The organism is Chryseobacterium sp. C2(2020) (assembly GCF_014218915.1).
GTDB lineage: Bacteria > Bacteroidota > Bacteroidia > Flavobacteriales > Weeksellaceae > Chryseobacterium > Chryseobacterium mucoviscidosis.
Window position 1 is genome coordinate 1 of record NZ_JACLCT010000021.1, and the last position, 22269, is coordinate 22269.

Genomic DNA, 22269 nt, shown 5'->3' on the forward strand with positions numbered 1-22269 from the left:
CTTATTTTTGAAAAAAGGCTCAGATTATAAAATCCAAGCCTAACTTTTCTACTTACACACTTTACGGGATAGTGTCAAAATAAAATAATTTGACTTTTAGACAGCCTTGTTTTATTCTTTGTGCTGATTAAATACTAGTTCTTTTTTTTAATTTGAATCATCATTTTTTTCCAAATTCTCCAAACTTTGCTTATTAGGCTCTGCTTTTTCAGAAACATTTCCTGTTACTCTTATTTCTTCTATAACTTTATCAAAATCAGACTTATATTCTTTATCCTGTATTATTCTAAACTTTTCGTATTCATTTTCTGCTAACCTTTTGGCTATAGTTGCAGAAACTTTTCCTGAATTTTTTAAAACATCGTATTCATTAAATGAAAGAAAACTGTCCAATCTAGCTATCCAATCTACCATCTTCATTTCTTTTTGCCTTTTAGCCATATTTTCCGCAAAATCCAAATACATTGTGACAACCCTGTTTAATTCTCCCAATTCTTCTTCATTCAAATAGTTTTTAGCAACAGAAACATCCGTCTTTAATATTTTACCTCCCTTTTTCTCATTTTTCCAGGATGTTAATCCCATATTCGGTTTATTTGCACTAGCTCTCAATTTAATCAGTTCTGCAGCTGTATGATTATGAATTGCCCAGTGAAGTTTATTCTGAACTGTCGCGTAAAATTCTTTCGTAATGGGAGATTGAAGATCATAATCAACAGATGTTGCATAAATATCTGTAATCTTTTGATAAAAAAGTCTTTCGCTCGCACGAATTTCCCTTATTCTTTCAAGTAATTCAGCAAAATAATCTTTACCAAATAATTGATTTCCTTGTTTTAGTCTTTCCTCATCTAAAACAAATCCTTTTATTAAATACTCTTTTAAAATTGATGTTGCCCATCTCCTAAATTGAGTTGCTTTATATGAGTTTATTCTGTATCCTACAGATATTATCACATCTAAACTATAAAAATTTACTGGTTTTGTAGAGTTAGCAATGTGCAATTTTTGCACATTGCCTGTTTCAGACAGCTCATTTTCTTCAAAAATATTTTTAAGATGCTTTGTAATTCCACTTACGTTAATATCAAAAATTTCCGACATTGCTTTTTGAGAAGCCCAAATAGTTTCGCTCTCATTATCAACAAATACCTGTACACTAATTTTACCATCATCTGTCTGATAAAATATAAAGTTTGAAAGATTGTCTAAATTATTTTTCATCCTTTGTTTTTAATTATTAATATGATAACATTTCCATTTCATAGAAGCTTTTCCTAAGCATTAATACCTATTTGTTGAATCGAAAAAGTATTTAGCAAAGCAACAAAGAGAATCGAATTTATAGTTAACATATTCTCAAATATAAGAAGTTAATTATATAAATAAAATTTTGAGTGAAAAAATATACAGCAAATTAAATAAAAAATACCGCTACTTTTTGTTAGCGGTATTTTTATATTTCGATCTGAATATTAAGATTTTACACTCATGTCTGTAATGATGTTCATTGCTTCCTGAAGGTAAAGATCTTTCTTAAGATTTTTGATCCAGATTTCAGATTTTTTCTTGAAGGCTTCATCTTTTTTCTCTCTTTCAATTTCATTCTGATACAAAGTAAACTGAAGGCCGTTTTCAAATTTCGTAAGAGACTTGAACTTCTCGATCTGTGCTTTTCTCTGCTTCATCAATTCATTGAATTTATTGATATTCAAAGTAATGGTCTCTTCTTTATCCAGCTGTTCTCTCCACTGAGCGGATTCTAACAGCAACTGATATTTTGCATTTTTAGCCATTCTGTCGTTGCTTGCTTTTTCCAACGCCTGAATGTTGAAATAATTAAGCTTCTGGAAGCTTGTAGAAGGAATTTTATCCCAAGCCAGAGCATAATCATCATATCTTTCTCCTACTTCAGCATATGTGAAAAGATCTTTCATCTGAATATCTGAAACAATTCCTTTTCTCTGGGTAGATTCTCCTGTAATTTTGTAGAATTTCTGGATGGTAAGTTTTAAAGATCCGAAATCGTCTTCTGTGTTTAAGAATCTGTTTAGATCCACAAAAGTCTGCACGGTTCCTTTTCCGAATGATTGAGGCGAACCGATAATCATCGCTCTTCCGTAATCCTGCATCACACCTGCTAAAATTTCTGAAGCTGAAGCGGAAAGTTCGTTCTGCATAATCACCAGTGGTCCTGTCCAGATCGGAGTTTCATTTTTATTTTTTAAGGTCTGAATTTTCCCGTTTCCGTCTTTTACCTGAACATAAGGTCCTGCCTGCATGAAAAGTCCCATGATGTCTCCCACTTCCGTTAAAGAACCTCCTCCGTTGTTTCTAAGATCCAGAACAATTCCTTCTATTCCCTGAGCTTTAAGCTTGATGATTTCGTTTTTAATATCATCAGAAGCATTTCTTCCGTTGGGATTTTCAAAATCTGCGTTGAAGCTTGGTAAATTGATGAATCCGTATTTTTTACCATTCGGAGAGTTGATAATAATACTTCTTGCGAAAGTATCTTCAATTGCCACTTCTTCACGAATCATGGTAACCTCTTTTATTGTTCCGTCTTTTTTCTGAACGGTTAAAGTAACCGGAGTTCCTTTTTCTCCTCTGATGAGTCTTACCGCTTCATCAGAAAGCATTCCCACAACATTTACGGCATCTTCTTTCGGTTTAGATTTTACTTTTAAAATTTTATCTCCTTCGGAAAGCTGCTTGGATTTCCACGCCGGAGCGCCTATCGTTAAAGCTCCGAGATAAAGATTTCCTTTTTTCTCCTGAATAATGGCTCCGATTCCGATTACTTTTCCTGTGAAATTGGTATCGAAATCTTCTTTATCCTTTGGAGAATAATAGTTGGTGTGCGGATCGAAAACTTCTGTATAGGCATTCATATACACTGTAAACCAATCCATTTTCTTTCTCTTTTTGAATCTCGTAAAGGTTTCTTTTACAAGATCTTTCACCTCATCGGTTGCTTTTTTAAGCTTCTGATCCGGCGCAAGAGGCTGATATTTTATGGTATCTTTCAGATTATATTTCTGTACAGAATCTTTTTTCTCTTTCTGAGCTTCTTCTTTGCTGTTCATCGATTCAATTTCCTGAAGGATATTGTATTTGATGAATTTCTTCCACTCGTTATACTGCTCCTGCTTGTTTGCCGGAACTTTTTTCATTTTCGGTTCTAAAATAAGCGTTTCATCTTCTTCCAGATTAATCGGCTTGCTGAAGATATCCTGCGTAATTTTATCGATTTCGTCTACTCTCTGGTATAATCTGTCGATGGTAAGTTTGTAGAAAGTAAGATCTCCCTGGTTGATGTAATCATCCAGTTTCGTTTCGTGTTTGCCGAACTCATCCATATCGGACTGAATGAAATATCTTTTTCCCGGATCTACCATTTCAAAATAATGCTTATAAACATCCTTAGAATAGGCATCATTAATGGGTTTTGGGCTGTAATGCAAATAAGAAAGTGTATTTTTAACGCTCACCATTATCGTCTGCATCTTTTCGTCATCATTCTTTGGCGAGTTGAAACAAAACATTAGACTTGTTAATGGAATTAGGAGTAAAAATTTATTTAGCTTAAAATTTTTCCACATAAATCTGTAATGTATTTTTATTAATTTTAAAAAAGTATTGTAATAAGTAGTTATTTTTTATTCTCCGTTACAAACTATCAAATTTAATACCTTATTTCTAAATATCTGTTACTTTTAAGGAATTTTATCAAAATCCGTTTTCCAATACATTTTCTCTGTTAAAATTGTTTTTTAAAAAAGAGAATTGTTAGTTTTTAAATTTAGTTTTCGCAAAAATGAATAAAAAGGCATAAACATTTCATACAATAATTAAACGCAAAGTTTTTCCGAAGAAACTCTTTATGCTATATTTGTTACAATTAAAAATTTAATATGGAAAGACCACTTATTCTGGTTACGAATGACGACGGAATTACAGCACCGGGAATCAGAAATCTTATCAGTTTTATGAACGAAATCGGAGAAGTAGTTGTTGTAGCGCCCAACTCTCCACAAAGTGGTAAAGGTCATGCGATTACCATAAATTCTACTTTAAGTTACGAAGAAGTACATCTCGACGGTCCGCAAAAGGATTTTTCGTGCAGCGGAACTCCTGTTGACTGTGTAAAGATGGCTCTTGACAAAATTCTTCCGAGAAGACCGGATATTGTGGTTTCAGGAATTAATCACGGAGCAAATTCTTCCATCAATGTTATTTATTCGGGAACGATGTCTGCTGCTGTTGAAGCGGGGGTAGAAAGTCTTCCCGCCATCGGATTTTCTTTGCTGGATTTCAGCTGGGAAGCAGATTTTACACAGGCGAAAGAATATATTCAGAATATTGTAAGAAAAACTCTGGAAAACCCAATGCCGAAAGGAATTGTTTTAAATGTGAATATTCCGAAACTTCCGAAAGAGGAAATAAAAGGCGTAAAAGTATGCAAACAGGCACACGCAAAATGGGAAGAAAGCTTTGATGAAAGAGTAAATCCTCACGGAAAAAAATATTACTGGCTTACCGGCTATTTCAACAATATGGACGAATCTGAAGATGCCGATGAAACCGCTTTAGCAAATGGATATATTTCTATTGTTCCGGTGAAATTCGATCTTACAGCTTACGAGTATATGAATACGCTGAATGAGGTGATGAATTTTGATTAAACATAAATATTGAGGCGTAAAAAAATTTACGCCTTATTATTATCCTTTTGTCTTGAAATCGAAGATTCGACGTCGTCAAACAAAAGAACGAAAAATTCAAGACTTGGGAACTTTCGCTAAAAATTAATTCTGTTCTCTAAAAATTCTAAAACTCGCGCGAATTCAAGATTTGTTCTTCGGTTCAAACAGTCCTCTCGCGCTCAAACAGTAGAATTTTTTTAACGTTCACAGAAGTAATTTTTTTAACGCTCCATTTCCCTATATCATTATTAATACAAAAAATTCATAAATAGCGGTGAAATTTGTTGAAAGAAATTAAAACAAAACTCTATCCTCTTTCCTCAATTCCTCCAGATATTTGCTTTTATCATCACGGTAAAATAAATTCATGGTTTCGAAAGGAATCATTTTCAGGTCTTTATTTACAATGTGAACACAGGATTTTTTCACAGCGCGGACATCAAAATCATGCGCATCCATAAAGTTCATGATGATAATTCTGAACAGGTTATCATAATCCAGATTGGGTGCGGAAACGTCAGGAAGACAGCACAATAACTGATTAACTTTAGGTTTTACTTTATCTACAGAAATTCCGGTGCTGAAAATATCCAGAAGCTGCATCTGTAATCCGGTATCCTGTTCGTAAACAATGGTATTCCGGGTTTCATTGTTCAGTAAATCAGCAGGATTGATGTATCGTGTTAAAGGAATCGTTTCGCCTTCCAGTTTCAGAATATATCCCATCGCCAAAGCATCGGGATTACACGGAACCGGAATGATATCATCCGAATTCAGCAAAGGAAACTGATTGAGAATTTCCTGTCTTACTTCTGTTAAAGTAATTTTTTCATGAGCAGAATCTTCGCGGTTTCTTCCTGCAATTTCTACAGGCTGAAAGGTAATTCCGCGGACACATTTCTGTTTAAGGGCAAAATCAATAATTTTTCCGATTTCATCAATATTTTTATCTTTCTGAAGAACAATAACGAGGGTAGTCGAAAGATTTAAAGAATTCAATTTCTCTAATGCTTTCATTCGTACGTCTGTTAAATCTTTTCCTCTGAAATCTTCCAGAACTTCCGGTTTAAAGGAATCAAACTGAAGATAAATTTCAAATTCAGGAGCGTACGTTGCCAGTTTTTCGGCAAAACCGGGATCATTGGCAATTCTTACCCCGTTGGTATTTAACATTAAATGTTTGATGGGTTTCGACTTCGCAATATCCATGATTTTGAAAAATTCCGGATGAATTGTCGGCTCTCCCCCACTGATCTGAACAACATCCGGTTCGCCTTCATTTTTAACAATAACATCAAACATGGCTTCGATCTCTTCCAGACTTCTGTGGCTTCCGTAATGTGGCGAAGACATCGCATAGCAGGTAGGACAGGTAAGATTGCACCGATCTGTTACTTCCACAATAGAAAGGCAGCTATGTTGTTCATGATCAACACATAAACCACAATCATAAGGACAGCCATATTCTACATCGGTTCCAAAATGTACCGGAATTTCTGACGCTTTATTGTAGTTTCTGATATTTTTATAATACTGAACATCAGAAGCAATTTTAGTTTTGAAAAATCCGTGATCCGGACATCTTTTCGTCATGAAAACCGCTTCGTCTTCGATGATAATTTTTGCTCCGACTCTTTTCAGACATTCCGGACAAAGACTTATGGTATAATCGTAATACGTATAATTTCTTACTGGCATAATTTCGTTTTTACAGGCTAAAACCACAGATGCATCCTCCCGCAATAAACGTAAGAATTCCGATAAGAATTCCGATCAAAGGAACTTTAAAACTGTACTTTTTTTCAGAACTTGCCGCAGACATAATTCCGATGATGATGGCAATTAAAATGGAAATTGCAAAGATGATAAGTCCCAGACAAAGAAATAAGATTCCCAATCCGTTAAGCTCGCTATTTCCAAAATTACCGACTTCTAATAATTTCATGATTATTTTTTTTCAATAGATAAATATAGTAAATGATCACTAATAAACATACGATTTGTATTGTGCTCAGATTCAAAATGATATTAAATTTAGGCTTAATAAAATCCAGTATGAATCTGAATGAGAAATAAGAAAGCATAAAAAGCTGGAATAAAACTCCGGATCTGTATGTATAATTCTTTTGAAAATATTTCAGTGCGATAAAAAAAATCAATAAAAAGAACATTTCGTATAAAGCGACGGGATGTCTGCTGATATGATCTCCTAAATCCATTCCGAACATTGAACGTGTTGGTAATCCGTAAGTTTCCTCGTAAATCCCTGTACAAAAACATCCGATCCTTCCTATAAACATAGCGGTAATTAAAGGATAAACCATTTTGTCACCCGTACTTTCTTTTTTGCCTATAATTTTCTTCATAAGCTCCACTCCAATGAGACCACCTGCCAAACCTCCCACAATGGTATTATTCAGCCAGATGTACATCCAAACATTTTCAGCTTTCATCAAATCGTAAGGTCTTTCCAGCGAACCAATGATATGGGAACCGAGCAGCGCGCCCAGAGTGGCAGCAATAAGAATCAGCAATGAATTGACACTGCTGAATTTCTCTTTATCTTTTCTTTTGGCAAAAGTATAATACCGCATTCCTATAAAAATCCCTAAAGATTCCGTAACGGGATGCAGTAAAACTTCTTTGCCTAAAATATGAAGTGTCACAGGAAATTCCATGGTTTCAAAAGTATTGTTTTTAATTAAAACTTATTCGCTTTTCTTTAAATTTATATGTGGTTCTTTTGTCTTGAAACAAAAGAACGAAAAGTTCAAGACTTTGAATCTGAATGCTAAAAATTAAAATTCATTCCTAAAATTCCCAAAACTTGCGCGAATTCAATTGGGGTCTTTTGATTAAAAATTTGCCTCGCGCTTCAAACAGTGGGAATTTTTTAACGGAATAAATTGTAATTTTCTTAATGCTTCAGCTTCATATGTCGATTTTTGTGATCGTATTTATGATTTAGTAAGCTTCTGAATCAAGATTTAAATTGTATTAAATAATTTTTGATTATCCGCTAATCATACTTTTTTTCTAACTCAAAGGACTCGCAAAGATTCTTTATATACTAACTGTTTTTAAGTTCGCAAGGGCGTTTCACTCAGCAAAGAACTCAAAGCTTTTTCCAATTATAACAAATAACAGACAATCATAAATAATTTATAAAATCCTTTTAAATAAAGATTAGAATCAATCTTTTTCATAATTTTAATTAAAATAATTATCCGAATTATGAGAATAGAATATGATATTAAACTGGGTTTTAAGGATGTAATGTTCCGTCCGAAACGTTCTACCCTGAAATCCCGTTCTGAAGTTGATCTTGAAAGAGAATTTACCTTTAAACATACCCGAAAAAAATGGCAGGGCGTTCCCGTGATTGCTGCGAATATGGATACGGTGGGAACATTTGAAATGGCGGTAGAACTGGCAAAAGAAAAAATCATCACAGCAGTTCATAAGCATTATTCTGTGGAAGAATGGTCAGAATTTTTAGATTCTCAGCCTGAAAACATTTATCAGTATATCGCATTAAGCACAGGAACCGGAAAAGCCGATGAAGAAAAAATAAAAACCATCCTCGAAAGACATCCAAAAATCGAGTTTCTCTGCATTGATGTAGCCAATGGTTATTCTGAGCATTTTGTGGAATTTGTGAAAAAGGCAAGGGCAAATTTCCCAGATAAGATCATCATTGCCGGAAATGTTGTAACCGGAGAAATGGTTGAAGAACTTCTGTTAGTCGGCGCAGACATCATTAAAGTCGGGATTGGTCCCGGTTCGGTTTGTACAACGAGAGTGAAAACCGGAGTGGGATATCCTCAACTTTCGGCAATTATAGAATGTTCCGATGCGGCACATGGTTTAGGAGGTCATATTATTGCGGATGGCGGCTGTAAAGTTCCGGGAGATGTGGCGAAAGCTTTTGGCGGCGGTGCAGATTTTGTAATGTTGGGCGGAATGTTTGCAGGACACGATGAAAGCGGTGGTGAAATAGTGGAAGAAAACGGTAAAAAATACAGACTTTTTTACGGAATGAGTTCAAAAACGGCCATGGATAAACACTCGGGAGGTGTTGCAGAATACCGTGCTTCGGAGGGAAAAACCGTAAAAGTAGCTTACAAAGGTCCGGTTCTGGATACGGTAAAAGATATCTTAGGCGGCGTTCGTTCTACCTGTACTTATGTGGGAGCTTCAAAACTGAAAGAGCTGTCGAAAAGAACGACTTTCATCAGAGTTCAGGAGCAGGAAAATCAGGTATTTAAAGAGTAACAATTGAACAAAATATTTAATATTACAAATGGTGATTGTCTCGCTGAGCAATTGAAGGAAACAACTATTTCCGGCGAGATGATTATCTGTAGAGAAGCTTTAGTTACAGGTTCTTTACAGGCTGAAAATCTGGATGTTTTCTGGAAAGTAAGATCAGAATTTATTGCTGAAAATTATGGTGATACAAAAGAAAATTATTACCGTAAAGTGGTTTCAGAATGCAATAAAATAATGCAGATTCCGGAAGATTCTGAGGTACATCTTTGGTTTGAAGATGATCTTTTTTGTCAGGTTAATATGTGGTTTTGCTTAACGCTGATTCCGAAGGATAAAAATATCAACATCTACAGGATTTTCCCAAAAGCATCGAAAGAAAACCAATGGAAGGGATTTTCGGATTCTGACCGTTTTGATTTGGAAAAAACATTAACCTCAAGAGTTTTATTTAAACAAAAGGATCTTGAATTGGGGCAGAATTTATGGGAAGCTTATCAAAGTAATCGTCAAAATAAATTAAAACAACTTTCTGAAATTCAATCTGATTGCTTTCGTTTTTTACCTGAATTAATTACCGCTTATCAAAACATTAATCCTGAAGTATTTATTCAAAATTTAATACAGAACGGCATAACAGATTTTAGTGAGGTGTTTGAAAAGTTCCGTGATGAGCTGGGAATTTTCGGATTCGGAGATTTGCAGGTGAAGCTTATTTATGACAAAGTTTTTCAAGAAAAATAGCACTTATTTTACAACAATGCTTTTCTTGTTGAAATATTTTTCCAACTGATCATTAACGTATTTTTTCTCTTCTTTTGCGGAAGACAATTCATCAAAATACAGTATTTTCGGCACTTCTCTTATTTTATCAATCTTTAAAGAGTCTTCTTTTGAATTTTGAATTAAAGAAATTCTGCTTTTTATTTCTTCATCATACGCTTTCAGATCTGTTACAGCGATTTCCTGAACGAAATTATTCATGTTATAATCTATATTAAACCCTGAATAACTCTGACTGAAAAAATCTGTTTCCGGCAGAAAGATGACTAAAAAACTGATCCACCAAAATCTTTTTATATTCTCTTTTTTGTATAGTAAAATGAAAGAAAACGTGCTTAAAAAGAAGATGACAATATTATCGTTTTGTCTTCCTACAATATTGATCAGATAGCCCAAAAACATTAAAGGTAACAATGAAATCATGCAAATTATACAGGCTTTGATAAAGTTAATTTTGCTTTTTAAGGCAGAAAGTTCTTCAAAAAACAAAGAAGTAAATAAAGGAATAAGAAATACTATTTTTATAAAAATGTAGCCAAAATTAAAAGTGAAAAAAGCCGCTCTTTTGGTCCATATCCAATAAAAAGCATCATTAGATTTTACCATTCTGTTGAAGTTTCCGGGAGCTAAAAAGCTGATAAGAAATCCGATAATTCCGATGGCTAAAAGAATTTTATTTTCCTTTGATGGTTTCTCAAAACATATAAAGCTCAGTGCTCCTAACAAAAGCAGCGCGATGATTTCATTTGCCCCCATCAGAATAAAAATGATAACAGCGCTTAAAAAGAACCACCATTTTTTGTGTGATTGCTGAAACTTTCCATAAAAAAAGAATAAAAGACCTGATAAAATAACCGGTAAAAAGTAGACATTAGATCCTGTGATCCAAAAATAATGTTCCGGTAAACTGATTAATCCAACCGTATAAATAAAGAAAAATAACAGGCTCTTTTTTAGTGCTTCTGTAAAGGTATAATTAAAATACAGTCTGAAATTTAAAATAATGACTGCAAGAAAAGAAGTGAGTAAAAATACAGGATAGATTTTCGGGATTATATTGAACGGATCTTTAGAAACAGGATTTAGCATATTAATGGTATAGCCAAAATATCTTCCTCCCCAATGCATATAAAAATCGCAGACATTCCCCAGAAATCCCAACTTCATTGTTCCGTAGGAATAGATATAATCATCGGTCTGATACACATTAAAAAAGGAAATGTAAACCAGACCGATTAGTAGTAAAACCGACAAGAATAAGGTAATATTCTGTACCGTTTTCATATTTTATGTCAACAGACCTCCGTCAACGTTTAACGTCTGTCCTGTAACGTAAGAAGACATTTCGCTTCCTAAGAATACACACGCATTTGCGATATCTCTGGTCTGTCCCAGTTTTTTCATCGGGATGGCTTCGTTCCATTTTTCTTTTGCTTTATCATCTAAAGCATCCGTCATTTCAGTTTGTATGAATCCCGGAGCAATTGCGTTGCAACGGATGTTTCTGGAACCCAATTCCAGCGCCACAGATTTTGTAAAACCAATAACTCCCGCTTTAGAAGCTGCATAGTTTGCCTGTCCTGCATTTCCGCTGATTCCTACTACAGAAGTCATGTTGATGATCGATCCTGCTTTTGCCTTCATCATGGGCTTAATTACCGCTTTGGTAAGATTGAATACAGAATCCAGATTTACTTTCATTACTTTATCCCAGTCATCTTTCGACATTCTCAAAAGCAGATTATCTTTTGTAATTCCTGCGTTATTTACCAAAATATCAATTTTCCCAAACTCAGCGATTACTTCATCTACTAAAGTCTGAGCCGCATCAAAATCTGATGCATCAGACTGATACCCTTTAATTTGAGTTACAGAACTTAAAGTTGCTTCCAATTCCTTCGCTTTTTCTACAGATCCGGCGTAAGTAAATGCTACTTTTGCACCCTGTTCGGCGTACATTTCGGCAATTCCTTTTCCGATTCCTCGTGTAGCTCCCGTAATTAGCGCTACTTTTCCTTCTAATAGTTTCATATATGACAATTATTTTTCTTTATAACGTATTCGCCTTTTGAAAGTTGGCTAATATACAGTATTTAATTTTACAGAAATAAAACAGTGCGCAAAGATATTACAAAATGTTATTCAATGCATTTTAAATCACTTTTTTAGCGAAAATTTATGCCTGTTTTTTGATATTCGTTATTAATCATACTGCTTTTTAACGCAAAGGGTCGCTAAGATTCTTTTATATACCAACTGTTCTTGTGTTCGCAAAGCTACTTCGACAAGCTCAGCATAAACTATTCACTCAGCAGAGACCTCAAATATTTTCCAATTATGCAATTAATCAATAAAACTTCTGTCTTTTTGTTCTGTAAAGTAGATGAATTCTGTTTCTTTTCCTTTGGTAAGTCTGATGCCTTTTTTATCCGAAAAAAACTTATCGTAGACAATTTCCGTTAAAGGTTCATTTTTGTCGTTGGTAACGCCGAATTTATTATCTTTTTTCACCACAAATTCGTTAACTCCCAAAAATGTTGTGATGTCATCATAGACAAAAGGTACAATTTCATTACCGCTTTCATCCATCATGCCGTAAAAATTGTCTATGTTTTTCCCGACTAAAGTAGGATAAAGTTCAAAAGGCTTTACTTCTTTAAATCCTTTCAGCTCTTTATAATTTCCAGTTTTAGGAGAAAATGTGTAAAAGGTTTCGTTTTTATTGACAATCAGTGTATTGGGGAATATTTTTTCGATTTGGTAATCGTCATTCAGGATATTTTTTAAATTTTTATCCAGAATTTTTTCTTCGTCATCTTTTCTCAGATAGAGATATTTTTCTCCGGCAATGTTCAGACCTTCTACCCTGTCATATTCCTTCGGAAAAACCACTGCTCCGTTTAAACGGACAACGGCAGTTTTTGGATTTTTCTGATCCTGAGAGGTTTTAAACAACCCATTAAAAAGAGGGTTTACATAATGATAATCAAGATCATACACCTTCCCTTCCTTCTTAGAAAAAATACTTACTTTATCTTCTCTGGTAAGGTAAATGTATTCTCTTCCCACGAAAGCCTGTTCATACATTTCATCGGCAATGATGTTTTCTTTTTCATCAATAATTCCGTATTTATTTTTAGAAGTATCTAAAGTTACCAAATAAGGAAACGCATTAATATTGTCTACGTTATGTCCCGAAATGGTGCTTAAGGTTTTACCATTATTATCAATAACTTCTCCGGATTTTTCACCTTTCGAAAGATAAGCCCTGCCTTTGTAGAAACGAAGATCATCGGTAAAAGGACGGTCTGAAATCTGTTTTCCGTCAAAATCATAAATCAGCCATACTCCGTTATTTTTAACAAAGAATCTGTTTTCGCTTCCAAAAACTATTCTTTCAGAAAAAGGGATAATTTCTTTCCCGTTAAAATCGTACACACAGTCTTTTCCTTTTTTTGAATAAATAAGCCTGTCTTTATTTTCCCAGGTTCTGAATTTGAAAAGATCCATCGGAATAACTTCCTTTCCGTTCGCATCAATAATCGCCGTCTTTCCATTGGAATTTCCCGCCTTTACCCTCAAAACAAACCTGTTTTTCCATAAATGCGAAATTTCACTTTTTGAAGGATACTCAAAAGTGATATTGCCCAGAGAATCTACAATTCCGGATTTTCCGGTTTTGGCATCAGAAATCATTCCGTATCCTTTGGAATAGAAACGGACTTCTTTGCCAATTTTTTTTGTTAAAAGTATCTGTTTGTACTGATCCGTCTGCCCGAAACAGACCGACGAAAGCAGCACGAAAATTAAATTTTTCAATTAAATGGAATTATTTACGATGAGAACAATCTCACCTTTTAACGTTTTGCTTTTGGAAAACTCAATGAGTTCAAGAATTGTTCCGCGTTTGGTTTCTTCGAACTTTTTGGAAATCTCACGGCTTAAGCTAACCTTGGTTTCTTCGCCGAAAAATTCTTTTATCTGCTCCAGTGTAGTATTGATTTTATGGGGACTTTCGTATAAAACGATTGTTTTTTTCTCTTCTGCGAGTTGTTTCAGCTTCGTTTGTCTGCCTTTCTTCTGAGGAAGAAATCCGGCAAAAAGAAATTCGTTATTCGGTAATCCTGAAACCACCAAAGCCGGAACAAAAGCGGTTGCTCCCGGTAAACAGATCATTTCAATATGATGATCGGAACCTGCTTTTGCCAACAAATAACCCGGATCTGAGATTCCGGGAGTTCCTGCATCGGTAATAATCGCAATATTCTGACCGCTTTTAAGATCTGTAATTACTTTTTCCGTTGTCTGATGCTCGTTGTGTAAATGATAGGATTTTAAAGGCTTGGAAATCTCGAAATGCTTTAAAAGAATTCCGGAAGTTCTTGTGTCTTCGCATAAAATATAATCAACCTCTTTCAGTACATTTACCGCTCTGTAGGTCATATCTTCGAGGTTCCCGATCGGTGTAGGAACAAAATATAAGATTCCGCTCAAAATTTAGTTTATAAAAATTTATTTTCCACCAATATCCACAGTCTCTGTGCATATTCGTCCACTTTGCTCCATTTTTTGGCATAATAAAGATCACTCAGGTATTCTTTTGCCTCCTCCAGTGTTCTGAAACTATTCAGGTTATTTACCACTTCATTCAGCTCCGTCTGGCTTCCTCCGAATAATGTTTTTGTGAAAGCAATCCTGTCGTTCAGATCGAGTTTAAACTCAGGCTTTTTCTTTTCCGCTTCCATAAACTCGGTTGGAATATTGGTCTTTAAAATACTTCCTGTCTCTTCTTTTTTCTCAACAGGAATTGCTTTTTCCGGCATATCTCTTTCAAGATGATCATCATCAAAAAGCGACTGTACCGCTTTCAGACCTTTGATATTTGCCAGTTTTATCTTTTTATCATGATGATAGGCTTCGAGATTTTCAAAGCTTTCATCAGATTTTAAATGTTCTTTCTCTTCAGAAACAGGTTTATTAATCTCAACAATTTTTCTTCTGTCATTAATTTCTGCTAAAATAGGCTGCTCTTGCTTTTCTTCAACAACTGCTTCATTTTTAATTTCGTTAACAATGTTTTCAGCATTTGAAGTATCGGTCGCCAATTCGCCCTGTTCCATCATTGTGCGGGAAGAATACTGATCATCATTTTCTTCCACTAAAATTTCTTCATTTTCATCTAAAACTTCTCCATCAAAAATACTCGGGATTTTTTCAGATTCTTCTTCATTTTTATACTGATAATTGTTCTGAATTTTCTCTTCTTCATCAAAATTCAGAATATCTCCACGATTGTCCGAAATTTCGTTTTCAAATTCATCAATTTCATTTAACTGATGATTAAAAATAACTTCTTCTTCCGTTTTGCTGTCATTAAACATTTCTTCCGAGATTTCTTCATCATTTTCGGGTTCAGAATTTGCCAGAATTCTTTCTTCATCCACAAAATTCAGATCCGATCCACTGTTTTCAGAAGTTTCATATTCATCCAGTTCATTTAACTGAGCATTGAAAACATCTTCATTCTCTTTCAGATCATTCTGAATTTCATCCTGCGAATTTTCCTCTGCAAAATTAACTAAAGTTTCGTGAAGTTCACCTTCTACAATCTCATTTAATTGATTGTTAAAAATTGCCTCTTCTTCAGTGACTTCAGTTGAATAATTTCCGGATTCGCTTCCGTCAATTTCATTAAGCTCATTATTGAAAATAGCTTCTTCTTCCGTTACTTCACTGCTGAAATCATGGGGTTCCTGCAAAGGAGCGGGTGAAGAAAATTTTTCTTTATTTTCTGAAATCAGCGAAGAATTTTCACTTCCGAAATACTCTAAATTTTTTTCCAGCAGACGCAGAAACGAAATTCTGTTGGCAAGCTCTTCCACAAGATCCTGCTTTGACGAAAGTTCGTCTACGTTGCTTATTTTATCCAAAATACCAATGATATTCTTGGATTCAAAAAAAATCTTTTCCTTTAAATCTTGGATGTTCTGCATAGAAGAATCTTGTTAAAATTGCTTACTTTTGAAGTTAAAAATATACGGCTAATTTAACAAATGTTTTTAGAAAATACAATTAATCATTCCAAACAAAGTGGTTGGATGGAAGTTATTTGTGGCTCAATGTTTTCCGGAAAAACCGAAGAGTTGATCCGAAGGCTGAGAAGAGCTGAAATGGCAGGGCAAAATGTAGAGATTTTTAAACCAAAACTGGATACCCGATATTCGGATGAAGATGTGGTTTCGCACAATCAGAATAAAATCCGAAGCACGGCGGTAGAAAATCCCAGCGAAATTCTTTTGCTGGCTTCCAACTGTCATGTAGTGGGAATTGATGAAGCGCAGTTTTTTGATGAAAGCATTGTGGATATAGCCAATCAACTGGCAAACGGCGGAATAAGAGTGGTTATTGCAGGTCTGGATATGGATTTTCTCGGAAGACCTTTCGGACCAATGCCTAATCTGATGGCAACTGCAGAATATGTAACAAAAGTACACGCGATCTGCAGAAGAACAGGAAATCTTGCCAATTATTCTATGAGAACTTCCGCAGGAAAAGATCTTGTAGAACTCGGAGAAACAGAATCTTACGATGCGGTAAGCAGAAGAGTTTTTGTGGATGAAGTTTTGAATAAAAAAGAGATTTAATATCAAATTTATTATTAATTTTGTTTAAAATTTAATAGTGAAAACTATCAGAAAATGATATTAGAAATTAAAAATTACATAAAGATCAGCAATTCTATTGACGAGATTCTGAAAAATTCGCCTTTCAAAATGAAATACATCATTGAAAAAAGCGGAATTTCCGAGCCTACGTTTTTCAGAAAAATGAAAGAAAAAAAATTTCTTCCTGAGGAATTGCTGAAGATTGCGGAAATTATAGAACCGGAACAGTCTTTCCTGAATTCTTTAAAAGAAGCTGAAAATGATTTTGAAAACGGAATTTATCATACACATGACGAAGTAATGAAAGTTTCTGAAGAACGTTTTCTGAAAAAGTATGGAAATAAGGTGGTCTAAATTCGCTCTTCAGAATCTCGAGCAGATAGAAGATTATATTGGAACTCGATTTACCTATAAAGAATATCAGAATTTTATACATATTCTTAACCACAGAATTAGTTTAATTCTTGACAGAAAAGTAGTATTTCAAAAACTGGAAAAATTTCCGGATTATAATAAAATTCTAATCACAGAGCAGACAACACTTATCTACAGATTAGAAACAAATTATCTGAAAATATTACGTTTATATAATAATTTTCAGGACGAAGATAAAAAATTCATCATAGACGATTTATAATGAACTTTACAGCAGAGGATATCGCAGAAATCACCAATGCGAAGATTATTGGAGACAAAAATACATTGATCAGGAATATAGCTTTCGACAGCAGAATTATTTATTCTACTAAAAATACTGCGTTTATAGCGATCAATACTTCAAAAAATTCCGGGGAAAAGTTCATTGAATCTGCGGTAGACCGTGGAATAAACGTCATCATTTCCGAACATCATCATCCGCAGTTTGAAAATATTACGTGGATCATTGTTGAGAATTCTGTGGAATTTCTTCAAAAATTAGCTAAATTTCATTTTGAAAATGCTCATTTAAAATCCGTCGGAATTACAGGAAGTAACGGAAAAACAATTTTAAAAGAGTGGCTGTATCAATGTCTGTGGAATGAATTTCCAACGGTAAAAAGCCCAAAGAGTTTCAATTCTCAGATCGGACTTCCGCTTTCTCTGCTTCAGATTAATAATTCTCATCAGTTAGGAATTTTTGAAGTAGGAATTTCCAAGCCGAACGAAATGGAAAAGCTCGAAAATATTTTCCATCCGCAGATTGGTTTGCTTACCCATATCGGAACTGCTCATCTTGCCAACTTCCAATCGGAGGAGGAGCTGATTGATGAAAAGATCAAATTATTCAAACATTCTGAAACGGTTATTTATAACGGAGATAATCCTTTGGTTGACAAAAAGATAAAAGAATTATATTCAGGTAAAAAATTAATTTCTTACGGCTTTAAAGAATACAATCAGGTCTATTTCAAAAACAATATTTCGAAAAACGAAGAGGTAACGGTACATTATTTCGACGAAGAAATTTCTTTTCCGGTTCATCAGAGAGATGAAGCGACTTTAACGAATGCTTTGGCGCTTGTAACGGTTTTAAAGGATCTTGGTATTGAAAACGAAAAGATCGTCGAAAAAATCAACGCTTTAAAAGCCGTTGAAATGAGGCTTGAAGCAATTGAAGGGATTAAGAACAATATTATCATCAATGATTCTTTTAACCTTGATCTTGATTCTCTGAAAACCGCTCTTCAATTTCTCAATGAATACAACAAACCGAAAAAATCTCTGGTTCTTACAGATATTGTAGGGGTAAATTCTAATTCGAAAGAACTCTATGAAGAAGTCTCCGAGCTTGTAAACGAGCAGAAATTCGATTCTGTTTTCCTGATCGGTGATAAAATATCAAAATTTAGTGAATTATTTAAAGCTAAAACTTTTACTTTCATCAATACTCAGGAATTAATTGAAAGTAAACACCTTACAGAAATTGAAAACCAGATCATTCTATTAAAAGGGGCAAGAAAATTTGAGATCGAAAGACTTAAAGATCTGCTTGAACTCAGAAAACACGATACGGTTTTAGAAATTAATTTGAATGCTATTCTTCATAACATCAATTACCATAAATCTTTACTAAAGCCATCCACAAAAATGATGGCGATGGTAAAAGCAAACTCTTATGGTTTAGGAAGTTATGAGATTTCGGAATTTTTACAGCATCATCACATAGATTATCTTGGAGTCGCTTTCGTTGATGAAGGTGTAGAACTCAGGAAAAAAGGAATTACGGTTCCTATTGTGGTCATGAATCCTGAACAGCATAGTTATGAAACCGTGATCGCCTATAATCTGGAACCGGAAATTTACAGTTTCAGAGTTCTGGAATTATTCTATGAAGCCGTTCAGAAATCCGGATACGATAAAAAATATCCGATCCACCTCAAACTGGAAACAGGAATGCATCGTCTTGGTTTTAAAGGTAATGAACTGGATCAGTTAAGTGAGACTTTAAATTCAATGAATGTAAAAGTTCAGAGTATTTTCAGCCATCTTTCTTCTTCAGATTTGCCGGATGAAAAAGAATTTACCTTACATCAGCTAGAAACCTTTGAGAAAAATTCCAGCTATCTGATAGAAAAATTAGGGTACACTCCTATCCGACATATTTTAAATTCTTCAGGAATTACAAATTACACCAATCATCAGTACGACATGGTAAGAATCGGTATCGGAATGCTAGGAGAATCACCGAATAGTGAAATACAGAAACAGTTAAGATCTGTGGTAAGTTTTAAAACGGTAATCTCTCAAATTTCTACGGTAGAAAACGGAGAATCAGTAGGTTACAGCCGTCGATTTAAAACAGATCATCAGACGAAAATAGCCACTATTCCTGTAGGATATGCCGATGGAATCCCAAGATTAATCGGAAACCAGGTCGGTAATGTAGGAATCCACAAAACCCTTGCTCCGATTGTAGGAAGCATTTGTATGGATATGATGATGATTAACGTAGATCATATCCCCAATGTAAAAGAAGGCGATACTGTAACCGTCTTTAATGCAAAACCAAGTTTAAAAGAATTCGCAGACTACTGCAAAACAATAACCTATGAAGTTTTAACCTCCATTTCGCCACGCGTGAAACGGATTTATATTAAAGATTAGCCTATGAGAAAGCTCCTGATTATTTTATTTGCCTTTCAATTGCTTCTGATTCAGTCTCAGGTAAAGAAAGATCTCGTTATACCGAAAAATCCCAAAATAGGACTTTCTCTTGCAGGTGGCGGAGCTAAAGGATTTTCTCATGTAGGCGTACTTAAAGTGTTGGATTCTCTGGGCGTAAAAGTAGATTATATTGCAGGAACAAGTATGGGAGCCATTGTCGGCGGACTGTACGCTTCAGGATATTCCGGAAAAGAGATAGAAAAGATTGTAATGGATACCGATTTCTATTCTTTAATCACTGATCCCAAAGCAAAACGACAGGAAACAACTTTCTTTAATAAATCCGTTGACAAATATCTTTTGTCTATTCCTCTTAAAAACGGAAAAATTACCCTGCCCTCTTCCATCAGTTCCGGACAGAAAAATGTATATCTGCTGAAGGAACTTTTCAAAAATGTTTCCAATATTGACGATTTCTCCAAACTTCCTATTCCTTTTATGTGCGTCGCGACCAACCTGGAAAGCGGCAATATGCAGATTTTTGAAAAAGGAGATCTGGTACAGTCGATTATGGCAAGTTCTGCATTTCCTTCACTCATGGATCCTGTAAAAATTAACGACAGTATTTATATTGACGGAGCGATGACGGTGAACTACCCTTCCAAACCTTTAAAAGATAAAGGAATTGATATCGTTATCGGAGTAGATCTCAATCAGGATCTTTCAAAACGTGAAGATCTGAACAGCATTATTGCCATCTTAAATCAGGTCATTGATTTCGGAATTAAAAAAGATACCAAAAGACAATATCAATATACCGACATCAACATCAAGCCTAATTTAACAGGCATGACGGCTACAAGTTATGATGATAAGAAAAAAATTCTCGACAGCGGCTACGTAGAAGGCTTAAAATACGTCGATATTTTCAATCAGCTACCCAAGAGACCTTTCGACAGAATCAGACAGCAAATGAGCCCTATTTACTCCAATGTCTATAAAATCGACAGTCTCGAAATAGAAGGAAGCAGAATTTACGGTAAAAATTATGTTTTAGGGAAAATGGGACTGCGGCTTCCTTCTCTGCAAACCTACGGAAGCATCAATAAACAGATTGATAAATTAGTCGCCACCAACAATTACAAATTCATCAATTACGATATTATTTCCGGAAACAATTCAAATTACCTTAAGCTCTACGTTACCGAAGACGATACAAGACACTTTCTAAAATTCGGTTTACATTACGACGAAATTTTCAAAACCGGACTTCTTTTAAATTATTCAGCAAAACGACTTTTATTCCGAAATTCAAATCTTTCCCTTGATGTTGTTGTGGGAGACAAACCCCGATATTATTTAAACTATTTTATTGATAACGGATATATTCCGGGCTTCGGAATTTATTCTTCGGGAATGAGCTTCAGTTTAAGAGGCAACAATAACAACGAAATCGACAAATGGTTCTGGCTGAGAAATGAAGCCTACCTCCAGTCGATCTGGAAAGATAAATTTGCCATTGGCGGCGGAATCAGTCACGATTATTTCGAAGCAGAATTCAACGGAGACAATAAAAGATACAGCAGATTTCTCAATCCGTACGTATTTCTGAAAAGCGATACGCAAAACGACAGAGACTTCCCTACCCGCGGAATTTACATTAATGCAGAAGGAAAAGTAATTGATCTTTTAAAATCTGAAGTAGAAAAAAGACTCGTTCAGGTAAAAGCAGACATCAGAATAAATCTTCCTCTTTCAAAACAGTTTTCCTACAGACTCAATCTTTACGGAGGAATCACCATCGGCGAAAACCTTCCCGACTTCTACAAATACAGACTGGGCGGAATCTTTGAACAGAATATTGTAAACTACAGAAGCTTTTCAGGATTTTATTTTGCTCAGCTGAACAGCAATAATGTGGTTTTAATTTCAAACGACCTTCAGTTTAAATTCAATAAAAACTATTTCCTGAGCGGAAACTTTTCATTTGCCAATCTTTCCAATGATATAACTTTTGAGGATGCGGTAAAATTAAACTTCAGTTCAGTAGGATTAACGGCTGGATACAAATCTCCTTTCGGGCAGATCAAAATCAACTTCAGCCATTCACTTAAAAACAATCAAAAAGGCATATTCAGTGTTATTTTAGGACACTGGTTTTAATTACGAAATGATACAATTTTTTTACGAAAACTTACCCGAATCGGTAAACACAGAATACAAAAAATGGCTGGAAGATCTTATTCTTTCAGAAGAAAAAAAGTTGGGCGAGATCAATTATATTTTCTGTGACGACGAATATTTACTCAAGGTAAATCAGGATTATTTACAGCACGACTACTATACTGATATCATTACATTTGACTATGTAAAAGGGAAGACCATAAGCGGCGAGATTTTTGTATCTTTGCAGCGCATTTCAGACAACGCTTCTACCCTATCCAGAAATTACGAAGAAGAATTACGTAGAGTTTTGGCTCACGGCATTCTGCACCTTTGCGGATATAAAGATAAAACAGAAGAAGAAGAACTGCAGATGCGAGGAAAAGAAGATCATTATTTAGCAAAATACCATTAAGTTTTTTTTAGAGCTTAATCCCGCTCTCCGCACTCGCTATTTTCTTTTTTCAAAAGAAAATGAGCTCAGACAAATGCTGTGATCGGGGCTAAATAAAGCGCAACAGAACAGATTTAAGACAATAAAATTTACAAATGTTTCACGTGAAACATTTGTAAAAAAGAGTAAAAATTAAGGCTTA

General features: G+C 34.7%; 19 protein-coding genes. 9 read left to right on the plus strand and 10 right to left on the minus strand.

Translation table 11 applies throughout. From position 1 onward, the window contains the following. Window positions 1-147 precede the first annotated feature (147 nt). Both H6W52_RS12770 and H6W52_RS12775 read right to left on the minus strand, forming a co-directional pair. Window positions 148-1224, minus strand: a complete 1077-nt coding sequence (locus tag H6W52_RS12770; protein WP_116098692.1) for a virulence RhuM family protein — start codon at window positions 1222-1224, stop codon at window positions 148-150. A gap of 251 nt (window positions 1225-1475) precedes the next feature. Continuing rightward, window positions 1476-3605, minus strand: coding sequence for a carboxy terminal-processing peptidase (locus H6W52_RS12775; protein WP_116098693.1), 2130 nt, complete (start codon window positions 3603-3605; stop codon window positions 1476-1478). Window positions 3606-3917: 312 nt separating this feature from the next. Here H6W52_RS12775 and surE point away from each other — a divergent pair, with 312 nt between their 5' ends. Next, window positions 3918-4688 (plus strand): 5'/3'-nucleotidase SurE, encoded by a 771-nt coding sequence (gene surE / locus H6W52_RS12780; protein WP_116098694.1) that lies wholly within the window; start codon window positions 3918-3920, stop codon window positions 4686-4688. Between the two features lie 315 nt (window positions 4689-5003). Here the strand turns inward: surE and H6W52_RS12785 are convergent, their stop codons facing one another. From H6W52_RS12785 to H6W52_RS12795, 3 genes are read right to left on the minus strand one after another with little or no spacing between them, the layout of a single operon-like run. Then, window positions 5004-6407, minus strand: a complete 1404-nt coding sequence (locus H6W52_RS12785) for a radical SAM protein (RefSeq protein ID WP_116098695.1) — start codon at window positions 6405-6407, stop codon at window positions 5004-5006. A gap of 10 nt (window positions 6408-6417) precedes the next feature. Further along, window positions 6418-6654: a hypothetical protein gene (locus H6W52_RS12790; protein ID WP_116098696.1), complete on the minus strand. Its 237-nt coding sequence runs from the start codon at window positions 6652-6654 to the stop codon at window positions 6418-6420. Further along, entirely contained in the window at window positions 6632-7387 is a 756-nt protein-coding gene (locus tag H6W52_RS12795) for a prolipoprotein diacylglyceryl transferase (protein WP_116098697.1), read from the minus strand. The genes H6W52_RS12790 and H6W52_RS12795 overlap by 23 nt, the downstream gene beginning before the upstream one ends. Before the next feature lie 556 nt (window positions 7388-7943). Between H6W52_RS12795 and H6W52_RS12800 the strand changes: the two genes are divergently transcribed. Both H6W52_RS12800 and H6W52_RS12805 read left to right on the plus strand, forming a co-directional pair. Beyond that, on the plus strand, window positions 7944-8984 hold the full coding sequence (locus H6W52_RS12800; RefSeq protein WP_116098698.1) for a GMP reductase: 1041 nt from the start codon (window positions 7944-7946) through the stop codon (window positions 8982-8984). Window positions 8985-8987: 3 nt separating this feature from the next. After that, window positions 8988-9722, plus strand: coding sequence for a DUF1835 domain-containing protein (locus H6W52_RS12805; RefSeq protein WP_185216736.1), 735 nt, complete (start codon window positions 8988-8990; stop codon window positions 9720-9722). A gap of 3 nt (window positions 9723-9725) precedes the next feature. Here H6W52_RS12805 and H6W52_RS12810 read toward each other — a convergent pair whose 3' ends face one another. The 5 genes from H6W52_RS12810 to H6W52_RS12830 all read right to left on the minus strand — a co-directional run bounded on the left by H6W52_RS12810 (window position 9726) and on the right by H6W52_RS12830 (window position 15754). After that, complete coding sequence (locus tag H6W52_RS12810; protein WP_116098700.1) at window positions 9726-11045, minus strand: DUF6056 family protein; 1320 nt, start codon at window positions 11043-11045, stop codon at window positions 9726-9728. 3 nt (window positions 11046-11048) lie between these two features. Beyond that, window positions 11049-11792, minus strand: coding sequence for a 3-oxoacyl-[acyl-carrier-protein] reductase (fabG, locus tag H6W52_RS12815; RefSeq protein ID WP_087706694.1), 744 nt, complete (start codon window positions 11790-11792; stop codon window positions 11049-11051). Between the two features lie 312 nt (window positions 11793-12104). Continuing rightward, window positions 12105-13580 carry a WG repeat-containing protein gene (locus H6W52_RS12820; protein ID WP_116098701.1) on the minus strand — a complete coding sequence of 492 codons (1476 nt, stop codon included), beginning with the start codon at window positions 13578-13580 and terminating at the stop codon, window positions 12105-12107. Continuing rightward, window positions 13581-14255, minus strand: a complete 675-nt coding sequence (gene rsmI, locus H6W52_RS12825) for a 16S rRNA (cytidine(1402)-2'-O)-methyltransferase (RefSeq protein WP_076391044.1) — start codon at window positions 14253-14255, stop codon at window positions 13581-13583. A gap of 8 nt (window positions 14256-14263) precedes the next feature. After that, window positions 14264-15754 (minus strand): hypothetical protein, encoded by a 1491-nt coding sequence (locus H6W52_RS12830; RefSeq protein WP_116098702.1) that lies wholly within the window; start codon window positions 15752-15754, stop codon window positions 14264-14266. Window positions 15755-15814: 60 nt separating this feature from the next. Between H6W52_RS12830 and H6W52_RS12835 the strand changes: the two genes are divergently transcribed. Genes H6W52_RS12835 through ybeY form a run of 6 tightly spaced genes read left to right on the plus strand, consistent with a single transcriptional unit; the run spans window position 15815 to window position 22088 of the window. After that, a complete protein-coding gene (locus H6W52_RS12835; RefSeq protein ID WP_076391046.1) occupies window positions 15815-16405 on the plus strand; it encodes a thymidine kinase in 591 nt (196 codons plus the stop codon). 54 nt (window positions 16406-16459) lie between these two features. Further along, window positions 16460-16780: a hypothetical protein gene (locus tag H6W52_RS12840; protein ID WP_087706688.1), complete on the plus strand. Its 321-nt coding sequence runs from the start codon at window positions 16460-16462 to the stop codon at window positions 16778-16780. After that, complete coding sequence (locus H6W52_RS12845) at window positions 16761-17063, plus strand: hypothetical protein (protein WP_116098703.1); 303 nt, start codon at window positions 16761-16763, stop codon at window positions 17061-17063. The genes H6W52_RS12840 and H6W52_RS12845 overlap by 20 nt, the downstream gene beginning before the upstream one ends. After that, the gene (locus tag H6W52_RS12850; protein WP_116098704.1) at window positions 17063-19510 is read left to right on the plus strand and encodes a bifunctional UDP-N-acetylmuramoyl-tripeptide:D-alanyl-D-alanine ligase/alanine racemase; all 2448 of its coding nucleotides are present in this window, start codon (window positions 17063-17065) and stop codon (window positions 19508-19510) included. The genes H6W52_RS12845 and H6W52_RS12850 overlap by 1 nt, the downstream gene beginning before the upstream one ends. A 3-nt stretch (window positions 19511-19513) precedes the next feature. Continuing rightward, entirely contained in the window at window positions 19514-21673 is a 2160-nt protein-coding gene (locus H6W52_RS12855) for a patatin-like phospholipase family protein (protein ID WP_116098705.1), read from the plus strand. A 7-nt stretch (window positions 21674-21680) separates the two neighbouring features. Continuing rightward, a complete protein-coding gene (gene ybeY, locus H6W52_RS12860) occupies window positions 21681-22088 on the plus strand; it encodes an rRNA maturation RNase YbeY (RefSeq protein ID WP_076391051.1) in 408 nt (135 codons plus the stop codon). Window positions 22089-22269: the final 181 nt, after the last annotated feature.